The organism is Mucilaginibacter sp. PAMB04274 (assembly GCF_039634385.2).
Lineage (GTDB): Bacteria > Bacteroidota > Bacteroidia > Sphingobacteriales > Sphingobacteriaceae > Mucilaginibacter.
In genome coordinates, this window is the sequence record NZ_CP155081.2 from 79,457 (window position 1) to 100,264 (window position 20,808).

The 20,808-nt window shown below is 44.3% G+C and carries 18 protein-coding genes; 12 read left to right on the forward strand and 6 right to left on the reverse strand.

The genetic code is table 11. The features are described 5' to 3' along the window. Positions 1 to 36 precede the first annotated feature (36 nt). The 3 genes from ABDD95_RS00395 to ABDD95_RS00405 all read left to right on the forward strand — a co-directional run bounded on the left by ABDD95_RS00395 (position 37) and on the right by ABDD95_RS00405 (position 2,984). The gene (locus ABDD95_RS00395) at positions 37 to 1,461 is read left to right on the forward strand and encodes a glycogen/starch synthase (protein ID WP_345949922.1); all 1,425 of its coding nucleotides are present in this window, start codon (positions 37 to 39) and stop codon (positions 1,459 to 1,461) included. Then, positions 1,458 to 2,720, forward strand: coding sequence for a glucose-1-phosphate adenylyltransferase (locus ABDD95_RS00400; RefSeq protein ID WP_345949923.1), 1,263 nt, complete (start codon positions 1,458 to 1,460; stop codon positions 2,718 to 2,720). Before ABDD95_RS00395 ends, ABDD95_RS00400 begins: the two co-directional genes overlap by 4 nt. A 75-nt stretch (positions 2,721 to 2,795) precedes the next feature. After that, a complete protein-coding gene (locus tag ABDD95_RS00405) occupies positions 2,796 to 2,984 on the forward strand; it encodes a hypothetical protein (RefSeq protein ID WP_345949924.1) in 189 nt (62 codons plus the stop codon). 204 nt (positions 2,985 to 3,188) lie between these two features. Here ABDD95_RS00405 and ABDD95_RS00410 read toward each other — a convergent pair whose 3' ends face one another. The 3 genes from ABDD95_RS00410 to ABDD95_RS00420 all read right to left on the reverse strand — a co-directional run bounded on the left by ABDD95_RS00410 (position 3,189) and on the right by ABDD95_RS00420 (position 5,577). Beyond that, the gene (locus ABDD95_RS00410; RefSeq protein WP_345949925.1) at positions 3,189 to 3,866 is read right to left on the reverse strand and encodes a metal-dependent hydrolase; all 678 of its coding nucleotides are present in this window, start codon (positions 3,864 to 3,866) and stop codon (positions 3,189 to 3,191) included. A 102-nt stretch (positions 3,867 to 3,968) separates the two neighbouring features. Continuing rightward, complete coding sequence (locus tag ABDD95_RS00415) at positions 3,969 to 4,274, reverse strand: YbaB/EbfC family nucleoid-associated protein (protein WP_345949926.1); 306 nt, start codon at positions 4,272 to 4,274, stop codon at positions 3,969 to 3,971. A 100-nt stretch (positions 4,275 to 4,374) separates the two neighbouring features. Further along, a complete protein-coding gene (locus ABDD95_RS00420) occupies positions 4,375 to 5,577 on the reverse strand; it encodes a serine hydrolase domain-containing protein (RefSeq protein ID WP_345949927.1) in 1,203 nt (400 codons plus the stop codon). A 380-nt stretch (positions 5,578 to 5,957) separates the two neighbouring features. On the opposite strand from ABDD95_RS00420, the gene ABDD95_RS00425 reads away from it, so the two are divergent. From ABDD95_RS00425 to ABDD95_RS00455, 7 genes are all read left to right on the forward strand, one after another. Beyond that, on the forward strand, positions 5,958 to 9,242 hold the full coding sequence (locus ABDD95_RS00425) for a SusC/RagA family TonB-linked outer membrane protein (protein ID WP_345949928.1): 3,285 nt from the start codon (positions 5,958 to 5,960) through the stop codon (positions 9,240 to 9,242). Positions 9,243 to 9,253: 11 nt separating this feature from the next. Continuing rightward, positions 9,254 to 10,822, forward strand: a complete 1,569-nt coding sequence (locus ABDD95_RS00430; RefSeq protein WP_345949929.1) for a SusD/RagB family nutrient-binding outer membrane lipoprotein — start codon at positions 9,254 to 9,256, stop codon at positions 10,820 to 10,822. A 19-nt stretch (positions 10,823 to 10,841) separates the two neighbouring features. Next, positions 10,842 to 12,446 carry a DUF5689 domain-containing protein gene (locus tag ABDD95_RS00435; protein WP_345949930.1) on the forward strand — a complete coding sequence of 535 codons (1,605 nt, stop codon included), beginning with the start codon at positions 10,842 to 10,844 and terminating at the stop codon, positions 12,444 to 12,446. A gap of 107 nt (positions 12,447 to 12,553) precedes the next feature. Then, positions 12,554 to 13,948: a calcineurin-like phosphoesterase family protein gene (locus ABDD95_RS00440; RefSeq protein ID WP_345949931.1), complete on the forward strand. Its 1,395-nt coding sequence runs from the start codon at positions 12,554 to 12,556 to the stop codon at positions 13,946 to 13,948. 135 nt (positions 13,949 to 14,083) lie between these two features. Continuing rightward, on the forward strand, positions 14,084 to 14,980 hold the full coding sequence (locus ABDD95_RS00445) for a glycerophosphodiester phosphodiesterase family protein (protein WP_345949932.1): 897 nt from the start codon (positions 14,084 to 14,086) through the stop codon (positions 14,978 to 14,980). Positions 14,981 to 15,100: 120 nt separating this feature from the next. Next, the gene (locus tag ABDD95_RS00450) at positions 15,101 to 16,276 is read left to right on the forward strand and encodes a formylglycine-generating enzyme family protein (RefSeq protein ID WP_345949933.1); all 1,176 of its coding nucleotides are present in this window, start codon (positions 15,101 to 15,103) and stop codon (positions 16,274 to 16,276) included. A gap of 131 nt (positions 16,277 to 16,407) precedes the next feature. Further along, a complete protein-coding gene (locus tag ABDD95_RS00455) occupies positions 16,408 to 16,758 on the forward strand; it encodes a hypothetical protein (protein WP_345949934.1) in 351 nt (116 codons plus the stop codon). Positions 16,759 to 16,832: 74 nt separating this feature from the next. On the opposite strand, the gene ABDD95_RS00460 is transcribed toward ABDD95_RS00455, so the two are convergent. Both ABDD95_RS00460 and ABDD95_RS00465 read right to left on the reverse strand, forming a co-directional pair. Next, positions 16,833 to 17,246 (reverse strand): transcriptional regulator, encoded by a 414-nt coding sequence (locus ABDD95_RS00460; protein ID WP_345949935.1) that lies wholly within the window; start codon positions 17,244 to 17,246, stop codon positions 16,833 to 16,835. A 6-nt stretch (positions 17,247 to 17,252) separates the two neighbouring features. Beyond that, positions 17,253 to 17,693 carry an SRPBCC domain-containing protein gene (locus ABDD95_RS00465; protein WP_345949936.1) on the reverse strand — a complete coding sequence of 147 codons (441 nt, stop codon included), beginning with the start codon at positions 17,691 to 17,693 and terminating at the stop codon, positions 17,253 to 17,255. Between the two features lie 148 nt (positions 17,694 to 17,841). On the opposite strand from ABDD95_RS00465, the gene ABDD95_RS00470 reads away from it, so the two are divergent. Further along, entirely contained in the window at positions 17,842 to 18,060 is a 219-nt protein-coding gene (locus tag ABDD95_RS00470; protein WP_345949937.1) for a hypothetical protein, read from the forward strand. Here the strand turns inward: ABDD95_RS00470 and ABDD95_RS00475 are convergent. Further along, the gene (locus ABDD95_RS00475) at positions 18,057 to 18,278 is read right to left on the reverse strand and encodes a hypothetical protein (protein ID WP_345949938.1); all 222 of its coding nucleotides are present in this window, start codon (positions 18,276 to 18,278) and stop codon (positions 18,057 to 18,059) included. The genes ABDD95_RS00470 and ABDD95_RS00475 overlap by 4 nt on opposite strands. A gap of 151 nt (positions 18,279 to 18,429) precedes the next feature. On the opposite strand from ABDD95_RS00475, the gene ABDD95_RS00480 reads away from it, so the two are divergent. Further along, a complete protein-coding gene (locus ABDD95_RS00480) occupies positions 18,430 to 20,679 on the forward strand; it encodes a Tex family protein (RefSeq protein ID WP_345949939.1) in 2,250 nt (749 codons plus the stop codon). Positions 20,680 to 20,808 lie beyond the last annotated feature (129 nt).

Consider the following 20,808-nt stretch of genomic DNA (forward strand, 5'->3'; position numbering starts at 1 on the left):
ACTTTTGCTTACATTGGAGGCCATTATACCTATAAAATGAAAGTTTATCACTTAGCGGCAGAGTGCTATCCTGTAGCCAAGGTTGGCGGATTGGCTGATGTTGTGGGCGCCTTGCCTAAGTACCAAAATGAGGCTGGTTTACAAGCCGCTGTAGTATTGCCTTATTACGACCGTAAGTTTGTGCAAGAGAGCGAGTTTGATATAGTATTTGAAGCGTCGAACCTGCTGGGCGCTAAACGTTACGAGTTTGAGATTTGGAAAGAACGAACCAATAAGCTCGGTTTTGAACTTTTTTTGATTTATATGCCTGGGCTGCTTGATCGCCCTGAAGTGTATAGCTATCCCGATGAACGCGAACAATTTATTGCCTTTCAGCTGGCCTTTTTAGACTGGATCAACTGGTCGCAGCAAAAGCCTGATGTGATTCATTGCCACGATCATCACGTTGGCCTTATTCCGTTTTTATTACAACACTCGGCCCTTTACAAGCGCCTGGCTAAAACCACTACGGTATTTACTATACATAACGGGCAGTATCACGGCGCTTTTGGGTACGATAAATTTGACTATCTGCCCGAGGTTGACATGGCTTATGCCGGTTTGCTGGACTGGGGAGGCGGTATCAACCCGCTGGCCTGCGCCATTAAATGTTGCGATAAGTATACTGCCGTTTCGCCCAGTTACCTGCACGAGCTTTCTATCAACTCAAACGGGCTGGAGTACTTGTTTTACATCGAAGGGGCAAAAGGCATGGGCATTATTAACGGGATTGATACTGAAGTATGGAACCCTGTAGCCGACCCTATGATTGCCGGGCCTATTGATGCTAAGGAGCCCGATGCAGGCAAACTGGCCAACAAGCAAGCTTTATGTGAACGCTTTGGCCTTGATGTGAATAAACCTCTGGTATCTTTTATTGGCCGTTTGGTAATTGAAAAGGGTGCAGATTTATTGCCCCAGGCCTTAACCCAAAGCCTGCGCGAACATGCAGGCGATTTAAATGTGCTGGTTTTAGGCGCAGGTGATAAAGATACTGAGGCGGCATTAGTACAATTAAATGAGCAGTTTCCGGATAGTTATAAAACTTACATAGGTTATAATGAAGCCCTGGCGCACCTCATTTACGCCGGCAGTGATTTTTTGCTGATGCCGTCGCGGGTGGAGCCTTGCGGGCTTAACCAGCTGTATGCTTTACGCTATGGTACAGTACCTATAGTGCGCCGTACCGGCGGCCTTATTGACACAGTTGTTGACTTTGGTGACGAAGGTGGCTATGGTATTTGCTTTAACCAAAGCAGCGTAGATGATATTACCCACTCTGTACGCCGGGCAATTGAACTTTACAAGAACCATGAACACCTGCATTTGTTACGTAAACGTATGATGGCCCTTGATTTCTCCTGGACCCAATCGGCCAAACAGTACAACCAATTATATGAAAGCTTAAATCCAATTATATGAACTCCAAAGTAATCAGCATAGTGCTTGGCGGGGGCCAGGGAACACGCTTATTTCCGCTCACAGCTACCCGGTCAAAACCAGCAGTACCTATTGCCGGTAAGTACCGCTTGGTTGATATTCCTATTTCTAACTGTTTACACTCGGGTTTCGAGCGTATTTTTGTATTAACACAATTTAACTCGGCATCGCTTAATAAGCATATTAAGAACACCTACCATTTCAGCAGCTTCAGCGATTCATTTGTGGATATACTAGCGGCCGAACAAACACCTTCAAACGTGGGATGGTTTCAGGGTACAGCCGACGCGGTGAGACAAAGTCTGCACCATTTAAGTGTTCATGAATTTGATTATGTGCTTATCCTGTCTGGCGACCAGCTCTACCAACTGGATTTTAAAGACATGGTTGAGTCGCATATCCGGAGCAAAGCCGATATTTCTATTGCTACCATTCCGGTGCATGCTAATGATGTTCCTGGTTTTGGCATTTTGAGAACCAATGAGGAAAGTGAAATCACTGATTTTATTGAAAAGCCTAAAAGCAATTTTGAAAGCTGGGCATCAGAGGTAAGCGAAGAAATGGCAGCGCAGGGACGTTTTTACCTGGCTTCAATGGGAATCTACATTTTTAACCGTAAAACCCTGTATGAGCTTTTGCAAGGTAATGAGCACCCTGATTTTGGTAAGGAGATCATTCCGCAATCTATCAAAACGCATAAAGTAACCAGCTATCAGTATGAGGGGTATTGGGAGGATATAGGTACTATACCATCGTTCTTTGAAGCCAACCTGGGCCTAACGGATGACATACCACAGTTTAACCTGTTTGATAAGCGCCATATTTTTACGCGCGCACGTATGTTGCCACCATCTAAAATATCGGGCACTTTGTTAGAAAGGTCCATTATTTCTGATGGGTGTATTATTAACGCCAGCCGTATAAAACGCTCTATTATAGGTATACGTACCCGTATAGGTTTTGATACCGATATTGAGAATTGCTATGTAATGGGTGGCGATAACTACCAAACCCTGGAACAAATAGAAGAGCTTAAAGCCAGCAATTCGCCTATTATGGGTATTGGCGACCGGTGTAAGATTAAAAATGCAATCATCGATAAAAATGCACATATAGGAAACGATGTGTGTATTAACTGCGGCGAAAAGCTGGAAGACGGCGATTATGGTGCTTATACTGTGCAAGATGGTATCGTAGTTGTGAAAAAGCGTGCTATCATACCAAATGGAACAGTAATATAAAGTTTTGATATGCAGCAACATATGGAGAGCCGCGCTGTTTAATAATTAACTATTAATCAAATTAATGCAGCTGTTATGAAAAAAGTATGTTGTATGATTGCCTTAGCGGCAATCTCGTTCGGAACCGTTTTTGCACATGGTATTACCCCGGCAAAAGCCGGCGTTATGCAGACCGACACTACTAAAAAGAAAAAGAAAGACGGCAAAATGAAGAAGAAAGGTAAAAGGGACACTACAAAGAAAGACACCATGTCGAAAATGTAAGACCTCCTGATTCTTTTCCCGAGGTAGAAGATTAAAACAAGAAAGCCAGGCTTATTACAGCCTGGCTTTCTTGTTTTATTTCTTTTTAGGTTTTTCGTTATCTCAGATAATAAATAGGAGATATCTTGTTTTCATGCACCTCGCACTAATAACAGCGTTTCGTATCTGCGACTCAAAACGAAGGGAGCGGTTGGCATATAGTTTTTAAAGCTCCATGCTATCGCCAATAGCGGGAAGCTTTAAGTTAAGGCCGGCTTTAAGAAATTTCTCCAGTGCTTCATTCTTATCGATTTTAATAACCGGCATAGTATCATAATGCACACCTATAACGTCTTTACAGCCAATAAAATCGGCCGCCTTAATAGCGTCATCAATACCCATGGTATAGTTATCGCCTATTGGCAATATTGCCCAGCTTAACTCCTCTTCGGCCAGTAGCTTCATATCGTAGGTAAGCGCTGTATCACCTGCAAAGTAAATCTTTTTACCCTCGGCATATATAACAAAGCCTGCCGGTACGCCGCCGTAGCTGCCATCTGGCATAGAGCTGGAATGTAAAGCATATACCATTTTTACACGGCCAAAATCAAAATTAAAACTGCCACCAATGTTCATGCCATGCGCATCGGCTACGCCTTGGTTGCCTAACCAGGCAGCTATCTCTGCAATACAGATCACCTTGGCGCCGCTGTTTTTTTGGATGGGCAGCAAATCGGCCACGTGGTCGCCGTGCCCGTGCGAAATTAATATGTAATCTGGCTTTAGCTGGTTAATGTCAATATGCTTGGCCAGTTCATTTGGTGTAATAAACGGGTCGAACAACAGGGTTTTTCCACCCGTTTGTATCTCAACGGTAGAGTGTCCGTAATAGGTGAGTTTCATAAGTGCTAATTTGATTTATGCTGCAAATGTATAAGTTGTTGTTTAAACATGCATTTGAATACAATGTTTGCAACCGGAAATTATGGAACTTTCGGTTAGATATTACTTACCAAACATGCTGCCTAAATCGCCAAACATTTCTTTGGTCATGGCCGCTGTTTCGGCTTGGCTTACGTTTTCGGCTTGCTCAAGTGCTTTATTTACAGCTATTAAGAGCAGTTCTTCTAACTCTTCTTTATCAGCATCTCTTAAAAAGGCATCGTCAATAGCAATGCTTTGCAAAACCTTATTGCCATTGGCCGATACCGTAATTTTTCCACCCTCAGCGGTGCCGGTTACGGTAATAGCATCCAGGCGTTTTTTAACCTCGCCTGCTTTTTGCTGTGCTTCAAATAGTTTATCGAACATAATGTACTTATTAAGTTATTCCGTTAATGATAGCTAAATTGTGGCTTTGTATTGGTAGGTTAAGCGTAATAGGCAAATAGCTCTGCAACTTGTAACCCACTTAGTCATCGGCTGTTTCGCCGGTACCACGGTAGGCGCCCTTGCGAACCACGGGCATGCCGGTCATTTTATACAAATCGTCCAGGTGCAGCAAGCTGCCGTTTACTAAGTTACCTAACAAAACAATGGTCACATCGTTTTTCATATCGCGTAAAAAAATGTGCCTGAAACCATGCCACCAGCCGGTATGATATACCACCTTCTCGTTAGGGCCTTCAAAAATACGCCAGCCGTAACCATAATTAAAATGACCGCGAATAGCCGGATTACGACCGGTATAGGCCGAATCCTGCGTGGCTGGTTTGATTAAGCGGCCGGCTTTCAGCGCCTGGTCAAACAGGTACAAATCGCCAATGGTGCTGTAAATGCCTTTATCACCTACGGGCCCATCTAAAAAGTTTTGGGCAACCGAGTAGCGCCAACTGTTGCGGTCGTGTCCAACAACGTCAACCGGTATTTTATCATAGGTAGCTTTGGAGTATACAGCCGTATGGGTCATGCCTGCGGGTTTAAATACGTTTTGCTGCATATATTGAGCGTAGGGCATGCCGGTTACTTTCTCAATAATAGACCCCAATACCATGTAATTGGAGTTGTTATATAAGAAGCGCTTATTGGGTTGATTAAATGGTGCAGGTTTATATTGTGCAATCAGGTCCATAACCTCTCTGTTGGTGATGCCTTTTTGCTGGTTTAAGTGCTGTGAGCGGTACAAGCCATCCACAAAGTAAACATAGTTCATCATGCCCGAGCGGTGAGTAAGCAGCAGGCGTATAGTAACACCCTGATAAGGAAAGTTTGGAAAAAAGTCCCGAACGTCCTGGTCGAGCTTTATTTTGCCTTGCTCCCACAACTGCATTATCGCAGTGCCGGTCATGGTTTTGGATACGGATGCTAGTTCAAATTTCGAATCTAGTTTAAGGCTGTCGCGTGTGAGATGATTAGCCCAGCCAAACGCGCCTTCATAAATGATCTTTCCTTTTTTAGCTACCAGCACATTGCCATTAAATGCGCTTTTTTGGTGCAGGTGCTGCATAAAAGCATCAATTTCTTTGTCAGCATCTTTAGGGTTGTACTTTAAAAGTTTTTGCGGCTCAAAAGGCTTATCGTTGTGTGCAACGCTATTTTTTTTGGAGTGAGAGCAGGACGAAAACAACCCCAGGACCATTGCCCCAGCTAACATACTTTTATACAGTAACTTCATAATTCGATATACACACTTAAAACGATCGCGAAAATCAGAAAATTATACCGCAGGCAGAAAGTAAAGTTCAAATAAATTTTAGTTTAAGTTAAAGCAGGGTTATAAAACGGTTAAACCTGTTTTTACTTCCTGTTAAGATTGCCTTATAAGAAATAGCTGCAAATTGTTTCGTTGCTCCGGTATTTATCAGATGTTAAAATTATTCCTTCAAAATATTCTTCTTATCTCAAATATGTTACAAATCATTGCCAAAATGGTAATGTAACCATCACGCGCTTTTAACATTCCCTTAACAGCCTTTTTCAACTTTTGCCTGAAAGTAAATACACGCAAACTAAGCGCTCCAAACACAACAGGAACAAGTACTACAGGCATTAATTATGAAAAAAACTTTTACTTATTTTAAAAGTAGGCTTTCCATAAACATCGTATTCCCGCGGCAGGGTTATACTATGCAATTGGTTGGCCTGCTGGCAATGATTGCGGCGGCAACAGCCACAGTTGCTCCTGCAACAGCTGTAGCTGGTACATTGCAAGCGCAGCCACGCACCGTTATGGTGAGCGGTACGGTGATTGATAATGATGATTCAGAACCGCTTATAGGCGTTACCATTAGCGATAATCAAAAAAGAACACTTACTGTAACCAATGTTACCGGTAGTTTCACGGTTAGGGTGCCGGTAGGTACCGAAATAAATATTGGTTATGTAGGCTACACAACGCAAAAGTTTACATTAAACAACAACCAGCAGAAGTTTACCGTGCGCCTTAAACGGGGCTCAAGCGAGTTAAACGAGGTTGTTGTTACCGCACTGGGCATAAAAAGAGATAAAAGGGCGTTAGGTTACTCCGCTTCGCAGGTAGACAGCAGCGCATTTACAAACGCTCCGGCCAGTAACTGGACAGATGCATTATCGGGAAAAGTAGCTGGCTTGAACTTGGTAAGAAACAGCGGCCCTGCCGGATCGAACAAAATTATTTTACGGGGAGAGAATAACCTTACCGGAGATAATGAGGCGCTTATTGTGATTGACGGTGTAGTAGCAAGTAGCTCTTCACGAAGAACAGCTGCATCATCGGGCGGTGTATATGGTACTTCTGGTGATATCATGCCTCCCGACTTCGGTTCTGCCTTGAACGACTTAAACCCTGAGGATATTGAAAGCGTAACCGTGTTAAAAGGCCCTGGCGCCTCTGCGCTTTATGGCCAACGGGGTGCAAATGGTGCCATCATCATCACCACCAAATCGGCTAAAGCAAAGAGAAAGCTGAATATCACCCTTACTTCTGCCAACACCTGGGAGTCGGTTAACAAAAGCCCCGACAGGCAAAGTGATTTTGGATCAGGATTAGGTGGTGTAAATTATTACTCTTATGGAGATACTAATGATGGTGGCAGTACAAGTGGCACCAGTTCAACCTGGGGGGCACCCTTTACTGGCGGACGAAGTTATTTTCAATATGATCCGGAAACTCAAGCAAGAGGCCTGACCAGAACGCCATGGGTAGCTTACGAAGATCCGATTAAATCATTTTTTAAAACAGGATTTGAAACGTTAAACTCCATAACCATAGATGGTGGCTCGAAAAAGGTAGGTATGCGGTTTTCTGCCAGCCATGGAAACGATAACTGGATTGTGCCAAATACTGGTTTAAATCGTACTAATATTTCGTTCTCGGCAAACAGTGAAGTTACCAAGAGATTAAATATTCAGCTTAAAGCTATTTATAACAACCGCAATAGTGATAACCTGCCAGCTACCGGTTATGGCAACCAGTCGTTGATGTACTGGTTCATGTTTGCTCAACCCAACGTTAATACCGATTGGTACAAGAATTACTGGGCAACCGGACAAGAGGGCCGAAAGTTTGTGAACATTACCACAACTAACCCCGAAGGTCCTTACGCCATTTCGGAGCAATACATCAATAAACAAGGCAGAAACGGTGTTATCGGAAACTTACAGGCCACCTACAAGCTAACCAATGAATTGAGCTTGATGTTACGTGGTTCGATAGATTACAATAAAGATGTGCGCGAAACACTGCGCCCCTGGGATGCTGCGGGTAATAAGTTTGCCCAAGGCTCTTACCGTGTACAGGACATTAAATCGTATGAAATCAATGCCGATTTCTTGTTGAGATACAACAAAAAAATATCAAGATCTATCCAAATGAATGCGTCGATTGGTGGTAGCCAGTTGCGTAATGAATATAAGAAATCTGAGCTCAGGGCTGATGGTTTGGTCATTCCGGGAGAATATAGATTAGATAATAATGCTAATCCTTTAATTTCGGTTCCGGATACCGCACGTTACCGCCTTAACAGTTTTTACGGCCTGGTGTCTTTTAGCCTGAAAAGCTATCTGTACCTGGATTTAACAGCCCGCCAGGATTGGAGCAGTACCTTGGCTACGCCGTTAAGAACAAATAATGTAGGCTTCTTCTATCCATCGGCAAGTGCCTCGTTTATTGCTTCAGATTTTTGGCACTTACCTAAATTCATTAACTATTTAAAATTAAGAGCATCTTTAGCTCAGGTGGGTAGTGGTAGTACAGTTCCTTACCGTACCTCGTATAATTACACGCTTGCTTCTAACGGCATTTATCCGGATAGTGCGATGACTAATCCAGGTGTGTTGCCCAATCCAAACTTAAAGCCCTTAAAAACGACTACAACAGAGTTAGGTACCGAAATACATTTATTTAATAACCGGTTGAATTTCGATTTAGCAGTTTACAAAGGCAATACCAAAAATCAAATCTTAAACAGGGTTGTAGACCGTTCAACTGGTTATAACGTAGCCGTATTTAACGTAGGTAATGTTCAGAACAGAGGTATCGAAATTTCTTTGAGCGGCACACCTATACAAACCAAGAAGTTCTCTTGGCAGCTTACCGGTACGTTCACCGCCAATCGCAATAAAATAATGGAACTGGCAGATAGTTCTGTTGTGCTCAGAACAGGTCCTTTGGGCGGCGCAGCTATTGTAGCCAGCGTTGGCGGCAGCATGGGCGACTTATACGGAAGAGATATTGTGCGTGCTCCTGATGGTCAAATTCTTTATGATGCGGTTTCTGGAAATGCCAAGGCGGGTGATGCGCTTGTTTACCTGGGCAATACCATGCCTAAGTTCAGATTCAGCTTTGGTACTACGGTTACTTATCAGCGCTTTAGTTTGTCTGGATTGTTTGATGCACAATTGGGTGCAGTAGCACATTCACTCACCTTTTCCAGAATGGCAGCGTTGGGTAAGCTAAAAATTACCGTACCCGGACGTTACAACGGCATTATTGGTGACGGTGTAGTACAAAACCCGGATGGAACTTACCGTCCTAACGATGTAATAGCCTCTAACGTAGAATCTTTTTATAACTCGTTATATGGCTCAGATCAGGCAGAAGGGAGCATATTCAAAACTGATTATTTAAAATTTAGAGAAGCCAACCTGTCTTACAACTTCGACACAAAGTTAGTAAGGAAGATTGGTGTTAATAAACTGAGTTTAGGTATATACGGACGTAACCTGTTCATCTGGTCGCCTTGGCCGGCGTTTGATCCTGAGTTTGGTACACTATCAGGTACCGATATTGTTCAGGGATTTGAAACGGGTCAGTTACCATCCACCAGAAGTTATGGATTTCGTTTAGTTGTAGGGATATAAAATAGGAAATTATGAAATCGTTAAAGAAAATAACCAGCTATATATTACTGTCGGCCCTTACTGCTTTAGCTTCTTGCACAAAAGATTTTAATGAAGTAAATACCGACCCAATAGGTAAAACAAGTACAACAGCAAACCAGTTATTAGCGCCGGCGCTGGTGAATATTTTACAGGCTAATATGGTGCGTAACCGTGGCTTTAACAACGAGCTAATGCAGGTTACGGTAGATGTAAGTGATTCAGAGGGCAGAGTTTTCAGGTATGATGTAAGACGTAACTGGGCAGATTACACCTGGAACGCCTGGTATCCGGAATTGACCAACCTGCGCGATATATATACGATTGCCAGTCAACCCGGCTCAGAAAATTCATCATACAAAGGCATTTCGTTAATTACCCAGGCCTGGGTTTTTCAATTGCTAACTGATGTTTACGGCGATGTGCCTTACTCACAAGCTAATCAGGGCAAAGAAGGCAGTTTACAACCGGCGTACGATAAGCAAAAAGACATCTACCTTGATTTGTTTAACAAGCTGGAAGAGGCTAACAAGCTGTTGGCCGAAGGAAAGGAAATTATCAAAACAGGCGATCCGGTATACCAGGGCGATGTTAGCAAATGGCGCAGGTTTGGGAATTCGTTATACCTGCGGATGCTGCTTCGTGTTTCAGGCAAGGCAGAAGTCAGCTCACAGGTAATTGCCAAAATTAAGGAGATTGCCGAAACCAATAAGGGAAACTATCCTATTATGGAGGATAACACCCACACCGCAAAAATTTTGTGGAATGGAACTAACAGTAGTACTGCAGTATATTCTTCGCCATTGATGATTAACGTGCGGCCGGTTGACTTCAGAACGCCGGCTATCACCAGTTTCTTTTTAGGAAACCTCACCAACTGGGTTGATCCGCGTATTACTACCGCTACGTATGGCACTAATGGTTACAATAGGTTTGGCATTGCAAATGGCCCAAATGGTTTAGTTGGTGTACCAAGTGGTTATGATATTGGTTTGGGATTAACAAAGCAGGCTTATTTTTATTCTGACGCACAAAGCGCGGCTGTTACTTTGCAAACTGACCCATATACCGGCATCATCATGAACTGTGCCGAGGTTGATTTTATTTTAGCTGAGGCCGCTGCAAAAGGTTGGATCAGCGGAACGGGCGAAGCATATTACATTAAAGGTATTGGTGATGGATTAAATTACTGGTTGCCCAGCTTTTTCAAAACAGCTTCAGACCCTGCTTTAATCGATTATATAACTAAAGCTGATATTGATTGGGATAACAGCTTGCCGCTGAATACCACTACACCAGGCACCCCCAGCAAAATGGAGTTAATTCAGCTGCAGAAATATTACGCCATGTTTCTGGTCGATTTTCAACAATGGTTTGAGTATCGCAGAACGGGCCATCCTTTTCTTCCAAAAGGCACTGGTTTAGCTAACGGAGGCAGAATGCCCGCAAGGCTAAATTATCCTTTGGCTTCTCAATCAACAAACCCTACAAGCTATGCCAATGCGGTAGCATCGCAAGGAGCTGATGATATTAACACATTAGTTTGGTGGCAAAAACCATAATTATATCGCACGATTTAATATGAAAAAGACAATACTTTATATTACTGCACTTTTGGTGATAGGTGCCGTTTGGATGGGTTGTAAGCGCGAAAGCGATTATATACCGATTACCGTTAGCCCATACATATCCTTATACGATTTACGCGAACTATACAGCGGCACGGACGTCACTTTGGCTAAAGAAAACATGTATGGGTGCGATAAAATTACAGGAGTAGTAATCTCCGATTATGCACAAGGTAATTTGCCTCCCGGATTTTTGATATTGCAAGATAGACGCCGCCTTTCGCAACTAAGGGGTATTGCCATACCAATTGGTGCCGATGCTACAAAATTCGTATCGGGCGATTCGGTTATTGTTACCGTAACCGGTGGTACTTTAACCAGGGCTGATAACATATTACAAATCAAAAATATTCCGCTAAGCGCAATCAACAAAATAGCAAGCGGTAAAGCTATAGCACCCAACCGGGTTAACAGCAGCGCCATCCTTGCCGATCCGCTTAAGTACGAAAGTACCTTAGTGACCATTGTAAAAGGTGGTTTTGACCCTATACCAACGCCTAGTGATAAGTTTGCCGGTAACAAATTTGTAAATGACGGTTTTGATAACATTACCCTGCATACCGAACCCGGCGCTGCATTTGCCAACAACGTTCTGCCGGTTAGTGCTAACTTCTACGGCATTGTGTATAATACTACCGGTGCCGATGGTAAGTTAACGCCTCAAATCAGGATGCGCAAAGCTGACGATTCACAACTGCTTAGTTCTACGATATCACTTACGCCAATTGTTATCAGCGGTTTCATCAATGACGTATCGGGCGGCGACGGAAATTATGAGTATATACAGTTGCTGGCCACACGCGACATCGATTTTGCAGTAACACCGTTTTCAGTAGTGGTTACTAACAATGCCGGCGGCTCTACACCAGGCGGCTTCCCGGCAAACGGCTGGGCTACGGGTGGTGGCTCTGTTGCAGTCGGTTCAACAGCAGCTACAACATTCCGTACCTTTAAATTCAATTTAACACAAGGCACGGCCAAAAAAGGTACGTTCTTTTATGTAGGCGGGGCTGCTAAAATGATAAACGGATCATCTTCAACCAGCATGGCCTCATCTAACTGGATAAGGTCGTTTAACTATACCACTACCGATGGTGATGGTTTCGGCATACGTAATACCGGATTTTTTGCCAACAGTGGTAACGCATTTGGTATGGCCGTATTTAATGGTACAGCGGTAACTAAAGATAGTGAACCTATCGATGTGATGTTTGTGAGTACCGGCGGTAACTTATTCTCAGCCGGCCCTCCGGCACTAGGCTATAAAATAACCAACACCGATTTTTATGATGTGGTTAATCCAATTACCTTACAATCACAGCCGTATTACAGGCAGGGTACAAACACAACCGCCCTCACCTACACCACTCCTTCCGATCAGGGCTTTTATTATAAACTGGGTGGTACTTATAATACACGCTTAGGCAGGTGGGTAAAAGCCCGTACACAATCTATCATTCAGTTAACCAAAACATCATCAATTAACGAAATAGAAGCAGAGTTTCCGGTGGCAACTGCCGATAAGCCGGGCGTTGCACCTACCAGTTTAAAAGATTAATTAAACTGACCCCTTATAGCCGCACATGATATGAGCATGTGTGGCTATAGCATTATAGATAAATTTGGACGCTGGAACCTTATTATTCCGGACTATAAAAAAATAAAATGAACCGCAGACTATTTATACAACGATCGCTGATTTTAACCGGCGCGTTAACACTAAAATTCAGAAACACTTTCGGCTTTGGCAAAAGCGCAGCTATAACCGGTAAGGTAACTGCCGCAGGCAAGCCGCTGGCTAACGTGCTCGTATCAGACGGATTTAACATTGTACCTACGAAGGCCGATGGTACTTACCAGCTTGCTACCGATGCAAAGGCCGAATTTGTGTTTATCAGCATACCCTCAGGATATGAGTTTCCGCACGAGCATTATATTGCCCGCCATTACCACCGCATAGCCGATGGTGGCAGCATGGACTTTACGCTTGTGCCCCTTAAAAAGAATGATAGTAAGCACACCTTCATCGTATGGGCCGACCCCCAAGTAAAAAACAAAAAAGACGTTGCCCAAATGATGGCGCAATCGGTTCCTGATACACGTAAAACAGTTGAAAGCCTGAGCGGCGAACTGGTACACGGTATAGGCGTAGGCGATTTGGTGTGGGATAACCATGAGTTGTTTGCCGATTATAATAAAGCCATAGGGCAGATAGGTGTACCGTTTTTTCAGGGCCTGGGCAACCATGATATGGATTACCGTTTGGGCGGCGATGAAACATCTGATCAGACTTTTAAGAAGATGTACGGCCCTACCTATTACTCCTTCAATCGCGGTCGGGCGCATTATGTAATGCTGGATGACGTGCGTTACCTGGGTACTGAGCGTGAGTACGACGGTTACATAACCGAGCAGCAGTTAAACTGGCTGGCTAAAGATTTAAAGTATGTAAAAAAGGATGATTTGCTGATCATTTGCCTGCACATACCAGTGTATAACCAGGTGAAAAACAACCAGGAATTGTACAAGCTGTTAAGACCATTCAAGAATGTGCATATCATGTCGGGTCACACGCATTACAATGCCAATAACATTGATGGCAATATTTATGAGCACAACCATGGTACTGTATGTGGCGCCTGGTGGACCGGGCCTGTTTGCGAAGACGGCACCCCGCGTGGTTACGCCGTTTACAATGTTGAGGGAAATGACATGAAGTGGTATTACAAAGCGATGGATACCGATAAATCGAACCAGTTATCGCTTTATATAGACGAGCAGAAAAAGCTAACCGCCAATGTTTATAACTGGGATCCGCAATGGAAAATAGAGTATTACATTGACGGCCAGTACAAAGGTGTGCTGAAAAACCAGCAAGGGCTTGATCCGGCTGCCACAAAGCTTTACCAGGGCGATATGTTACCGGCCGGCCGTCATTTCCCTGAGCCACGGCAAACCGACCACTTGTTTGTAATGCAGTTGGGCAACGATGCTAAAAAAGTAAAGGTGGTAGCTACCGACCGCTTTGGCAACAAGTACGAGCGCGAAATGGAAGCGTAAAAAAGACTAAGAATGTTTCTTAATATTAATTTCATTCGGGGCTGAAGTGAGGTATTTATGCGCTGTACTATAACAGCGCATAAATACCTCACTTTCATTCGGGATGACAACCTTATTAATACTTATTTGAATTTTATGAAGGCAGTAATGAGCTTTGCTATAATTGCCCTGATGCTGGCAGCACATAGCTCCAACGCACAAAAAGCCGCTCCTGCGTTTCCGGTATTTGATACCGAGGCGCACCGGGGAGGTCGAGGTTTGCAGCCTGAAAATACGATACCGGCCATGCTCAACGCGGTTGCCCTGGGTGTAACCACACTGGAAATGGATGCGCATATTACTGCTGACGGTAAAGTGGTTTTATCGCATGATGACGCGTTTAACCCCCTGTTTGCCTTAACAGGAGATGGTAAAGAGATAACCAAGGCAGATGCGCACAAGTATGCCTTGTATCAAATGAAATATGCGGATATTGCCCGGTTCGATGTTGGTTCAAAGCCTTATGATAAGTTTCCGCAGCAACAAAAGCTCAAAGCGCATATCCCATTGCTGGCTGATGTGATTGACAGCGTGCAGGCAAAAATTAAAAAAGCCGGCAAACCACAGGTTTTCTACAATATTGAAACCAAAAGCAAGCCGGAAGGTGATGGCGTTTATAACCCTGGCCCGGAAAAATTTGTGCAGTTACTAATGGAAGTCATAGAAAAGAAAAAGATTACGCCTTACGTAATTATTCAGTCGTTTGATAAGCGTACCATACAGGTGCTGCATCAAAAATATCCGCAGGTAAAAACATCTTTTCTTGTTGAAAATAAAAATACACTTGAATCTAATTTAACCGATCTCGGCTTTACGCCCTACATTTACAGTCCCAACTATAAACTGGTAACGGCCAATATGGTTAAAACCTGCCATCAAAAAGGTATTAAGGTTATTCCCTGGACAGTGAATACGCTGAAAGAAATTGCAGCGTTGAAAGCCCTGGGTGTCGACGGCATTATTTCTGACTATCCAAACTTATTGGTAAAGTAGCTGCTCATATATCAACCTGCTATCAAGACTACCGCAGTGATGCAGCGCTAATATTGTTTGAAAACGCTCCTGTAAATAGGTAGCTTAGCTTTGTGCAAAATGACACATTGCTAAAGGAAAATGTTTGAAGGAATTGTTTGTAAGCAAAAGGGTTTAAATTCTCTTTTAAAAGTAGCTTTGAGTGTACTGATGGGTTGTAGTATAGCAGCCTGCCGTCAGCCCGAAAATAAATCTACCAGTCAACCAAAACAGCAGGAAGAGCCCAAAAACAAGAAGAAAGCGCTGTGTTGTGAATCTAATATACCATTGCGGTTTGCCGGCGCACGGTTGGAGCAGCCTAGGCCATTAACATCAGTAGCTGACTTAAAAGCGCATACCGGCATGGTTTGGATTGCTGGCGGAACCTATCAGATGGGAGGGGACAACAATGAGGCCTCGGCCGATGAATACCCTAAGCACCGGGTAGCCGTAGGCGGCTTTTGGATGGATGCAACAGAAGTAACCAACGCCGAGTTTGAAGCGTTTGTAAAGGCTACTGGTTACATTACTACTGCCGAAAAAAAGCCCGACTGGAATGAGCTGAAGAAGCAGATGCCACCCGACACTCCCAAGCCACCCGACAGTTTAATGGTTGCCGCCTCGCTGGTATTTCACCCTACTAAAAACGAAGTTAACCTAAACGACTACAGCCAATGGTGGACCTGGCAAAAGGGTGCCGACTGGCGGCACCCACATGGGCCGGGCAGCAGTATTGAAGGTCGTAGCAATTACCCCGTAACGCAGGTTTCATGGTTCGATGCGCAGGCTTACTGCCGCTGGGCAGGCAAACGCCTGCCTACCGAAGCCGAGTGGGAATGGGCCGCAAGGGGCGGTTTGCCGGGCAAGGTATATCCATGGGGTAACGAGCCCGTTACGGCGGGCATAGCCAAAGCCAATATTTGGGAGGGTAACTTTCCGTACAAGAACACGCTGAAAGACAAATACTACCTTGCATCTCCTTCAAAAACTTTTAAGGCAAATGGTTATGGCTTGTATGATATGGCTGGCAACGTGTGGGAATGGTGCAACGATTTCTATCACCCCGATTATTACAGAACAAGCCCCACTAAAAACCCGCAAGGACCTCAAAATAGTTTTGATCCGCAAGAGCCGTATGCTGTTAAGCGCGTAATACGTGGCGGCTCATTTTTATGCAATAACAGTTATTGTTCGGGTTTCCGCGTGGCGCGCCGTATGAAAAGTACAGAAGATAGCGGAATGGAACACTTAGGATTTAGGTGTGTAACCGATAAATAATTGATTTGAGTTTGCTTGTAAGTAGATTGGTTTAAGGGCAACGAAACAAAATCTAATAAAATATAGTACTTTGTATTGCATATTACTATGTTTTATTTACTTTTGTGCTGTACCCCAAAATCTTACATCAAATGAAAAGGTTAATCTTACTGCTTGTTACTATGGTAGGCCTCCTGATTGGTTCATGCCATCACCGAAAAATCACTAAAATGTCTATTTGGACTAATGCCGATTATTTAAAAATTGAATACAGCGGCAATATTGTGTTTAATGACGCCAATACAGACATTGTGTACATATCGCCCAATGGGTACTTTAAGTGCAAGAACAAGGAAGATGAATTGATTGCTCAAAGCACTGCAAAGAACCACATTGATTACGAATTGAACGGCGAACGGCAAAATGCACAACTTAATACACAAGGGCGTATGTTGTTAAAAGATGCCATTAAAGAAATTGCCAAGCAGCGGCAAGCTAATTAAGCCCGTGCATGGTTCTGTATAACCGTGCAAACAAGGTGCTGTGTAATCGCAGCTTGCATATTTACACAAGGCTATTATTCCGGTTTGTCTCTTAATTTAACCATACAAATTACATCATTGCCAGTATAGCGCTCAATGCACCATGCTACCGGGTCTAATTGGTGTGTGTGCAGTAATTGTTGGAACGCGCTGCCTATAGCCTGTATGTTGTCCATAAAGTTATAGACAGTAAGTGTAATGTAATTGCCTTTTTCCATAATATAAGTTTCGAGGCCGTATGGCGTAGCTTCCTCTGGGTTAAGCCGTAATACGCCTGCCCGGTACACAATAGTGCCTCTGTCGGGTTTCGACAGGCCAAAGAACTCACGGTTGCTGCTGCCACCAACTAAACGTTCTAATTTTTTAAAAGCTGCTTCAATACCTTCCGGAAAAGAATCGGCCGTCACATACATGATGTGCAGGTCCTGGGGCTGATGGTAATTTTCCATACAATGCTATTTTGCCTCGGCCAGTTCTTTGATCTTATCCATTGCCGGGGGCCAGGTTTTCAAAAAGTAATCTTTAAAGTTAGCATCGCTATCCATCTCTACCACCAGCTCTGTCTGTCCGTTGGCCTCATTCAGCGTGTAATTTTCGTGTGCGCCGGCCCATTGTTTTACCTTGTCGCTTTCGGTATCCTCAACGCCGTCCTTCACCTCACCCAAGTGTTCGAACGACATGTACTCTGGCTCGCGGCGCTCAGCAACGGTCGATACCATGCCTGAGCCCTTGCCATCTAAAAATAGCACTTTACTACCTTGCTGCCAATCCGTTAAGGCATGCGAACCTTCACAAAAAGCGCTTGTCCATACCGGGTAAGTTTCATTGCTCCATAAAATGTTCCATACCGTTTTTCGCGGTGCCTTAATTAGGGTGTTAAAGGTTAACTTCTCCATGGCGTTAGATTTTAAGGTTATTAACTCATGCAAAGATGGGGTATAGGGTTAAAATGCGTAAGGTGCATTTGCGACAAAACATGTGGGCAATTATGAATTAATTTGCTGCTGCCTACCGCTTTAGCCGAATAATTTTTATCTTTAAATTATGAAGTCGACCCTAACCCTCAGGCAAAAGCTTATCATCCCCTTCATCATTTTTACCGGAATGATAGTAGTGGGTGTACGGAGCATGTACAAAGGCATGTTGCTGCACCAAAACTGGCGCATTGCACTGGCCGCACTTGGTGTGGTTTGCTTTACTACCTTACTGGTGTTTTTGCTTATTACGGTATCGCGCGAGGAGAGGCTTAAAGCTAAAGTTTAACTGAACGCTTCTCTAAAGGCTACCATAATAGCCAGCCGTGTATTACGATCTAAGTCAACCTCTTCGGGCATGTCCGGGCGCTGCGGGCGGCCGGCTTTATATTCAATAGGAAACAGCGCCACAAACTGCTGCAGCGGCAACTCGTACTGTAACCATTCCGTTCTATTATATATCTCCGCCAGCTTTAATTCAAATAACCGCACTTGCTGTGAATCCATTGGGCAAAGATAATTCTTAGCGCCGGGAAACAAGAAGCAAGAACTAAACAGACATCTATAAGATAAGATTACGCACAAAATCTTGGCTTTTGTCTCTTGTCTCCTGGCTTTTATATTTACTACCTTCGCCTTTTCAAACAGATACGTGTACATGATTGATCATTTTATAAAAATTGCGCAGGAGTTGTCGGTAGCCTCCAAGCAGGTAACGGCAACGGTGAGTTTATTAGATGAGGGGGCAACGGTTCCTTTCATTTCCCGCTACCGAAAAGAGCTAACGGGTAGCCTCGACGAAGTGCAGATTACCGCCATCCGCGACCGCATACAGCAACTTCGCGATTTGGATAAACGCCGCGAAGCCATTCTTAAATCACTTACCGACCTGGGCAGGCTAACGCCCGAATTGCAGAAGCAGATTGATGAGGCCGAGACCATGGTGGCCCTTGAAGATATTTACCTGCCTTACCGCCCTAAACGCAAAACCCGGGCAACTGCCGCCCGTGAGAAAGGCTTGCAACCACTGGCCGATTTGGTAATTGCGCAAACCAAAGTTGACCTGCAAGCCGAGGCCGATAAATATGTAGATGCCGAAAAAGGTGTAAACACACCCGAAGAAGCCCTTGCAGGTGCCCGCGATATTATTGCCGAAACCATAAGTGAGCATGCCGAAATACGTGCTCAGCTACGTGAGCTGTTTATAGAAAAGGGTTCGTTCCAGGCTAAAGTTGTGCCCGGTAAAGAAGAGAGTGGTATAAAATATAAAGACTATTTCGACTGGACAGAGCCGGTTAAAACGGCGCCATCTCACCGGGTACTGGCTATGCGCCGCGGCGAAAAAGAAGAGATATTATATCTGGATATACTGCCGCCAGAGGATGAGGCTATTGCGCTGTTAGACCGAACATTTGTTACAGCAAACAATTCATCATCAGACCAGGTGCGTTTGGCCATTGCCGATGGGTATAAACGCCTGCTTAAACCATCAATGGAAACTGAAGCCCGTTTGCTGACCAAAAAACGCGCCGATGAAGAGGCCATACGGGTGTTTGCAGAAAATGCCCGCCAGCTATTGCTTGCTGCACCACTAGGTCAGAAGCGGGTAATGGCTATTGATCCGGGTTTTCGTACCGGTTGTAAAGTGGTGTGTTTAGATGAGCAGGGTAAGCTGTTAGAATATACTGCCGTTTTCCCGCATACAGGTGCTGGGCAGGCACGCGAGGCCGAGAAAACAGTTAAACACCTGTTTGAGACTTACAAAGTTGAGGCTATTGCTATTGGTAACGGCACGGCCGGTCGCGAAACGGAACTGTTTGTACGCAACCTGCAATTGCCGGGCGTTACGATTGTGATGGTTAACGAGAGTGGCGCTTCTATTTATTCTGCATCAGAAGTGGCGCGGGAAGAGTTTCCGGATAAGGATGTTACCGTGCGCGGTGCAGTATCAATTGGTCGGCGTTTAATGGACCCATTGGCTGAGCTTGTTAAAATCGATCCAAAATCTATTGGCGTTGGCCAGTATCAGCATGATGTGGATCAGAACAAGCTGCAAACTTCGCTGGATGATACAGTGATTAGTTGCGTGAACGCGGTTGGTGTAGAATTAAACACGGCGTCAAAACAAGTACTGGCTTACGTATCAGGCTTAGGTCCCCAATTGGCTCAGAATATTGTTGAATACCGTAACCAGAATGGCGCTTTTAAACGTCGCGAGCAGCTAAAAAAGGTGCCGCGCTTAGGCGACAAGGCATTTGAACAGGCGGCGGGTTTTCTGCGTATTCAGGGATCAGACAATCCGTTGGAGGCGAGCGGTGTTCACCCCGAGCGTTACAGCCTGGTTGAACAAATGGCTAAAGACAGCAATGCCTCCATACGCGATCTGATGACCAATGAAAAGCTGCGTAAGAGCATGCCGTTACAAAAGTACGCATCAGATAAGGTAGGCTTGCCTACCCTGAATGATATTATGGCCGAGCTGGCCAAGCCGGGCCGCGATCCGCGTGAGCAGTTCGAAGCTTTTAGTTTTACCGAAGGTGTAAACGAGGTAAAAGATTTGAAAGTAGGGATGAAGCTGCCGGGCATTGTAACCAACATAACCAACTTTGGCGCCTTTGTAGATATTGGTGTACACCAGGACGGTTTAGTGCATTTGAGCCAGATAACCAACCGTTATATTAAAGACCCTAATGAAGTATTGAAGGTACACCAGCAGGTTGAGGTAACCGTTACCGAAGTGGATGTAAACCGCAAGCGGATATCACTCAGCATGAAAGAAAACGAGCCCAAAAATAATAACGGCACTGCCAGAAAGCCTTTGCCGGCTACGCAGCAAAACCGCGGCAAAAAAGAACCTGAAACGGATATGCAAAGCAAACTAGCCGCACTTAAAGCTAAGTTCAAATAGCGAGAGAGGTACTCTGCGAATGTGTCATTTCAAGCGGTAGCGAGAAATCTTTTCAAGGTAATTAGCGCGTATGCTGTTCAAAAAGATTTCTCGCTACCGTTTGCGATGACTGTGCTTTTATAAATAAGT

Coding starts and splice junctions, on each gene's coding strand:
- ABDD95_RS00425 (WP_345949928.1), top strand. CDS start 5,958: ATGAAAAAAACTTTTACTTATTTTAAAAGTAGGCTTTCCATAAACATC.
- ABDD95_RS00465 (WP_345949936.1), bottom strand. CDS start 17,693: ATGGAGAAGTTAACCTTTAACACCCTAATTAAGGCACCGCGAAAAACG.
- ABDD95_RS00405 (WP_345949924.1), top strand. CDS start 2,796: ATGAAAAAAGTATGTTGTATGATTGCCTTAGCGGCAATCTCGTTCGGA.
- ABDD95_RS00400 (WP_345949923.1), top strand. CDS start 1,458: ATGAACTCCAAAGTAATCAGCATAGTGCTTGGCGGGGGCCAGGGAACA.
- ABDD95_RS00420 (WP_345949927.1), bottom strand. CDS start 5,577: ATGAAGTTACTGTATAAAAGTATGTTAGCTGGGGCAATGGTCCTGGGG.
- ABDD95_RS00460 (WP_345949935.1), bottom strand. CDS start 17,246: ATGGAAAATTACCATCAGCCCCAGGACCTGCACATCATGTATGTGACG.
- ABDD95_RS00440 (WP_345949931.1), top strand. CDS start 12,554: ATGAACCGCAGACTATTTATACAACGATCGCTGATTTTAACCGGCGCG.
- ABDD95_RS00415 (WP_345949926.1), bottom strand. CDS start 4,274: ATGTTCGATAAACTATTTGAAGCACAGCAAAAAGCAGGCGAGGTTAAA.
- ABDD95_RS00475 (WP_345949938.1), bottom strand. CDS start 18,278: ATGGATTCACAGCAAGTGCGGTTATTTGAATTAAAGCTGGCGGAGATA.
- ABDD95_RS00455 (WP_345949934.1), top strand. CDS start 16,408: ATGAAAAGGTTAATCTTACTGCTTGTTACTATGGTAGGCCTCCTGATT.
- ABDD95_RS00445 (WP_345949932.1), top strand. CDS start 14,084: ATGAAGGCAGTAATGAGCTTTGCTATAATTGCCCTGATGCTGGCAGCA.
- ABDD95_RS00435 (WP_345949930.1), top strand. CDS start 10,842: ATGAAAAAGACAATACTTTATATTACTGCACTTTTGGTGATAGGTGCC.
- ABDD95_RS00410 (WP_345949925.1), bottom strand. CDS start 3,866: ATGAAACTCACCTATTACGGACACTCTACCGTTGAGATACAAACGGGT.
- ABDD95_RS00395 (WP_345949922.1), top strand. CDS start 37: ATGAAAGTTTATCACTTAGCGGCAGAGTGCTATCCTGTAGCCAAGGTT.
- ABDD95_RS00480 (WP_345949939.1), top strand. CDS start 18,430: ATGATTGATCATTTTATAAAAATTGCGCAGGAGTTGTCGGTAGCCTCC.
- ABDD95_RS00430 (WP_345949929.1), top strand. CDS start 9,254: ATGAAATCGTTAAAGAAAATAACCAGCTATATATTACTGTCGGCCCTT.
- ABDD95_RS00470 (WP_345949937.1), top strand. CDS start 17,842: ATGAAGTCGACCCTAACCCTCAGGCAAAAGCTTATCATCCCCTTCATC.
- ABDD95_RS00450 (WP_345949933.1), top strand. CDS start 15,101: ATGTTTGAAGGAATTGTTTGTAAGCAAAAGGGTTTAAATTCTCTTTTA.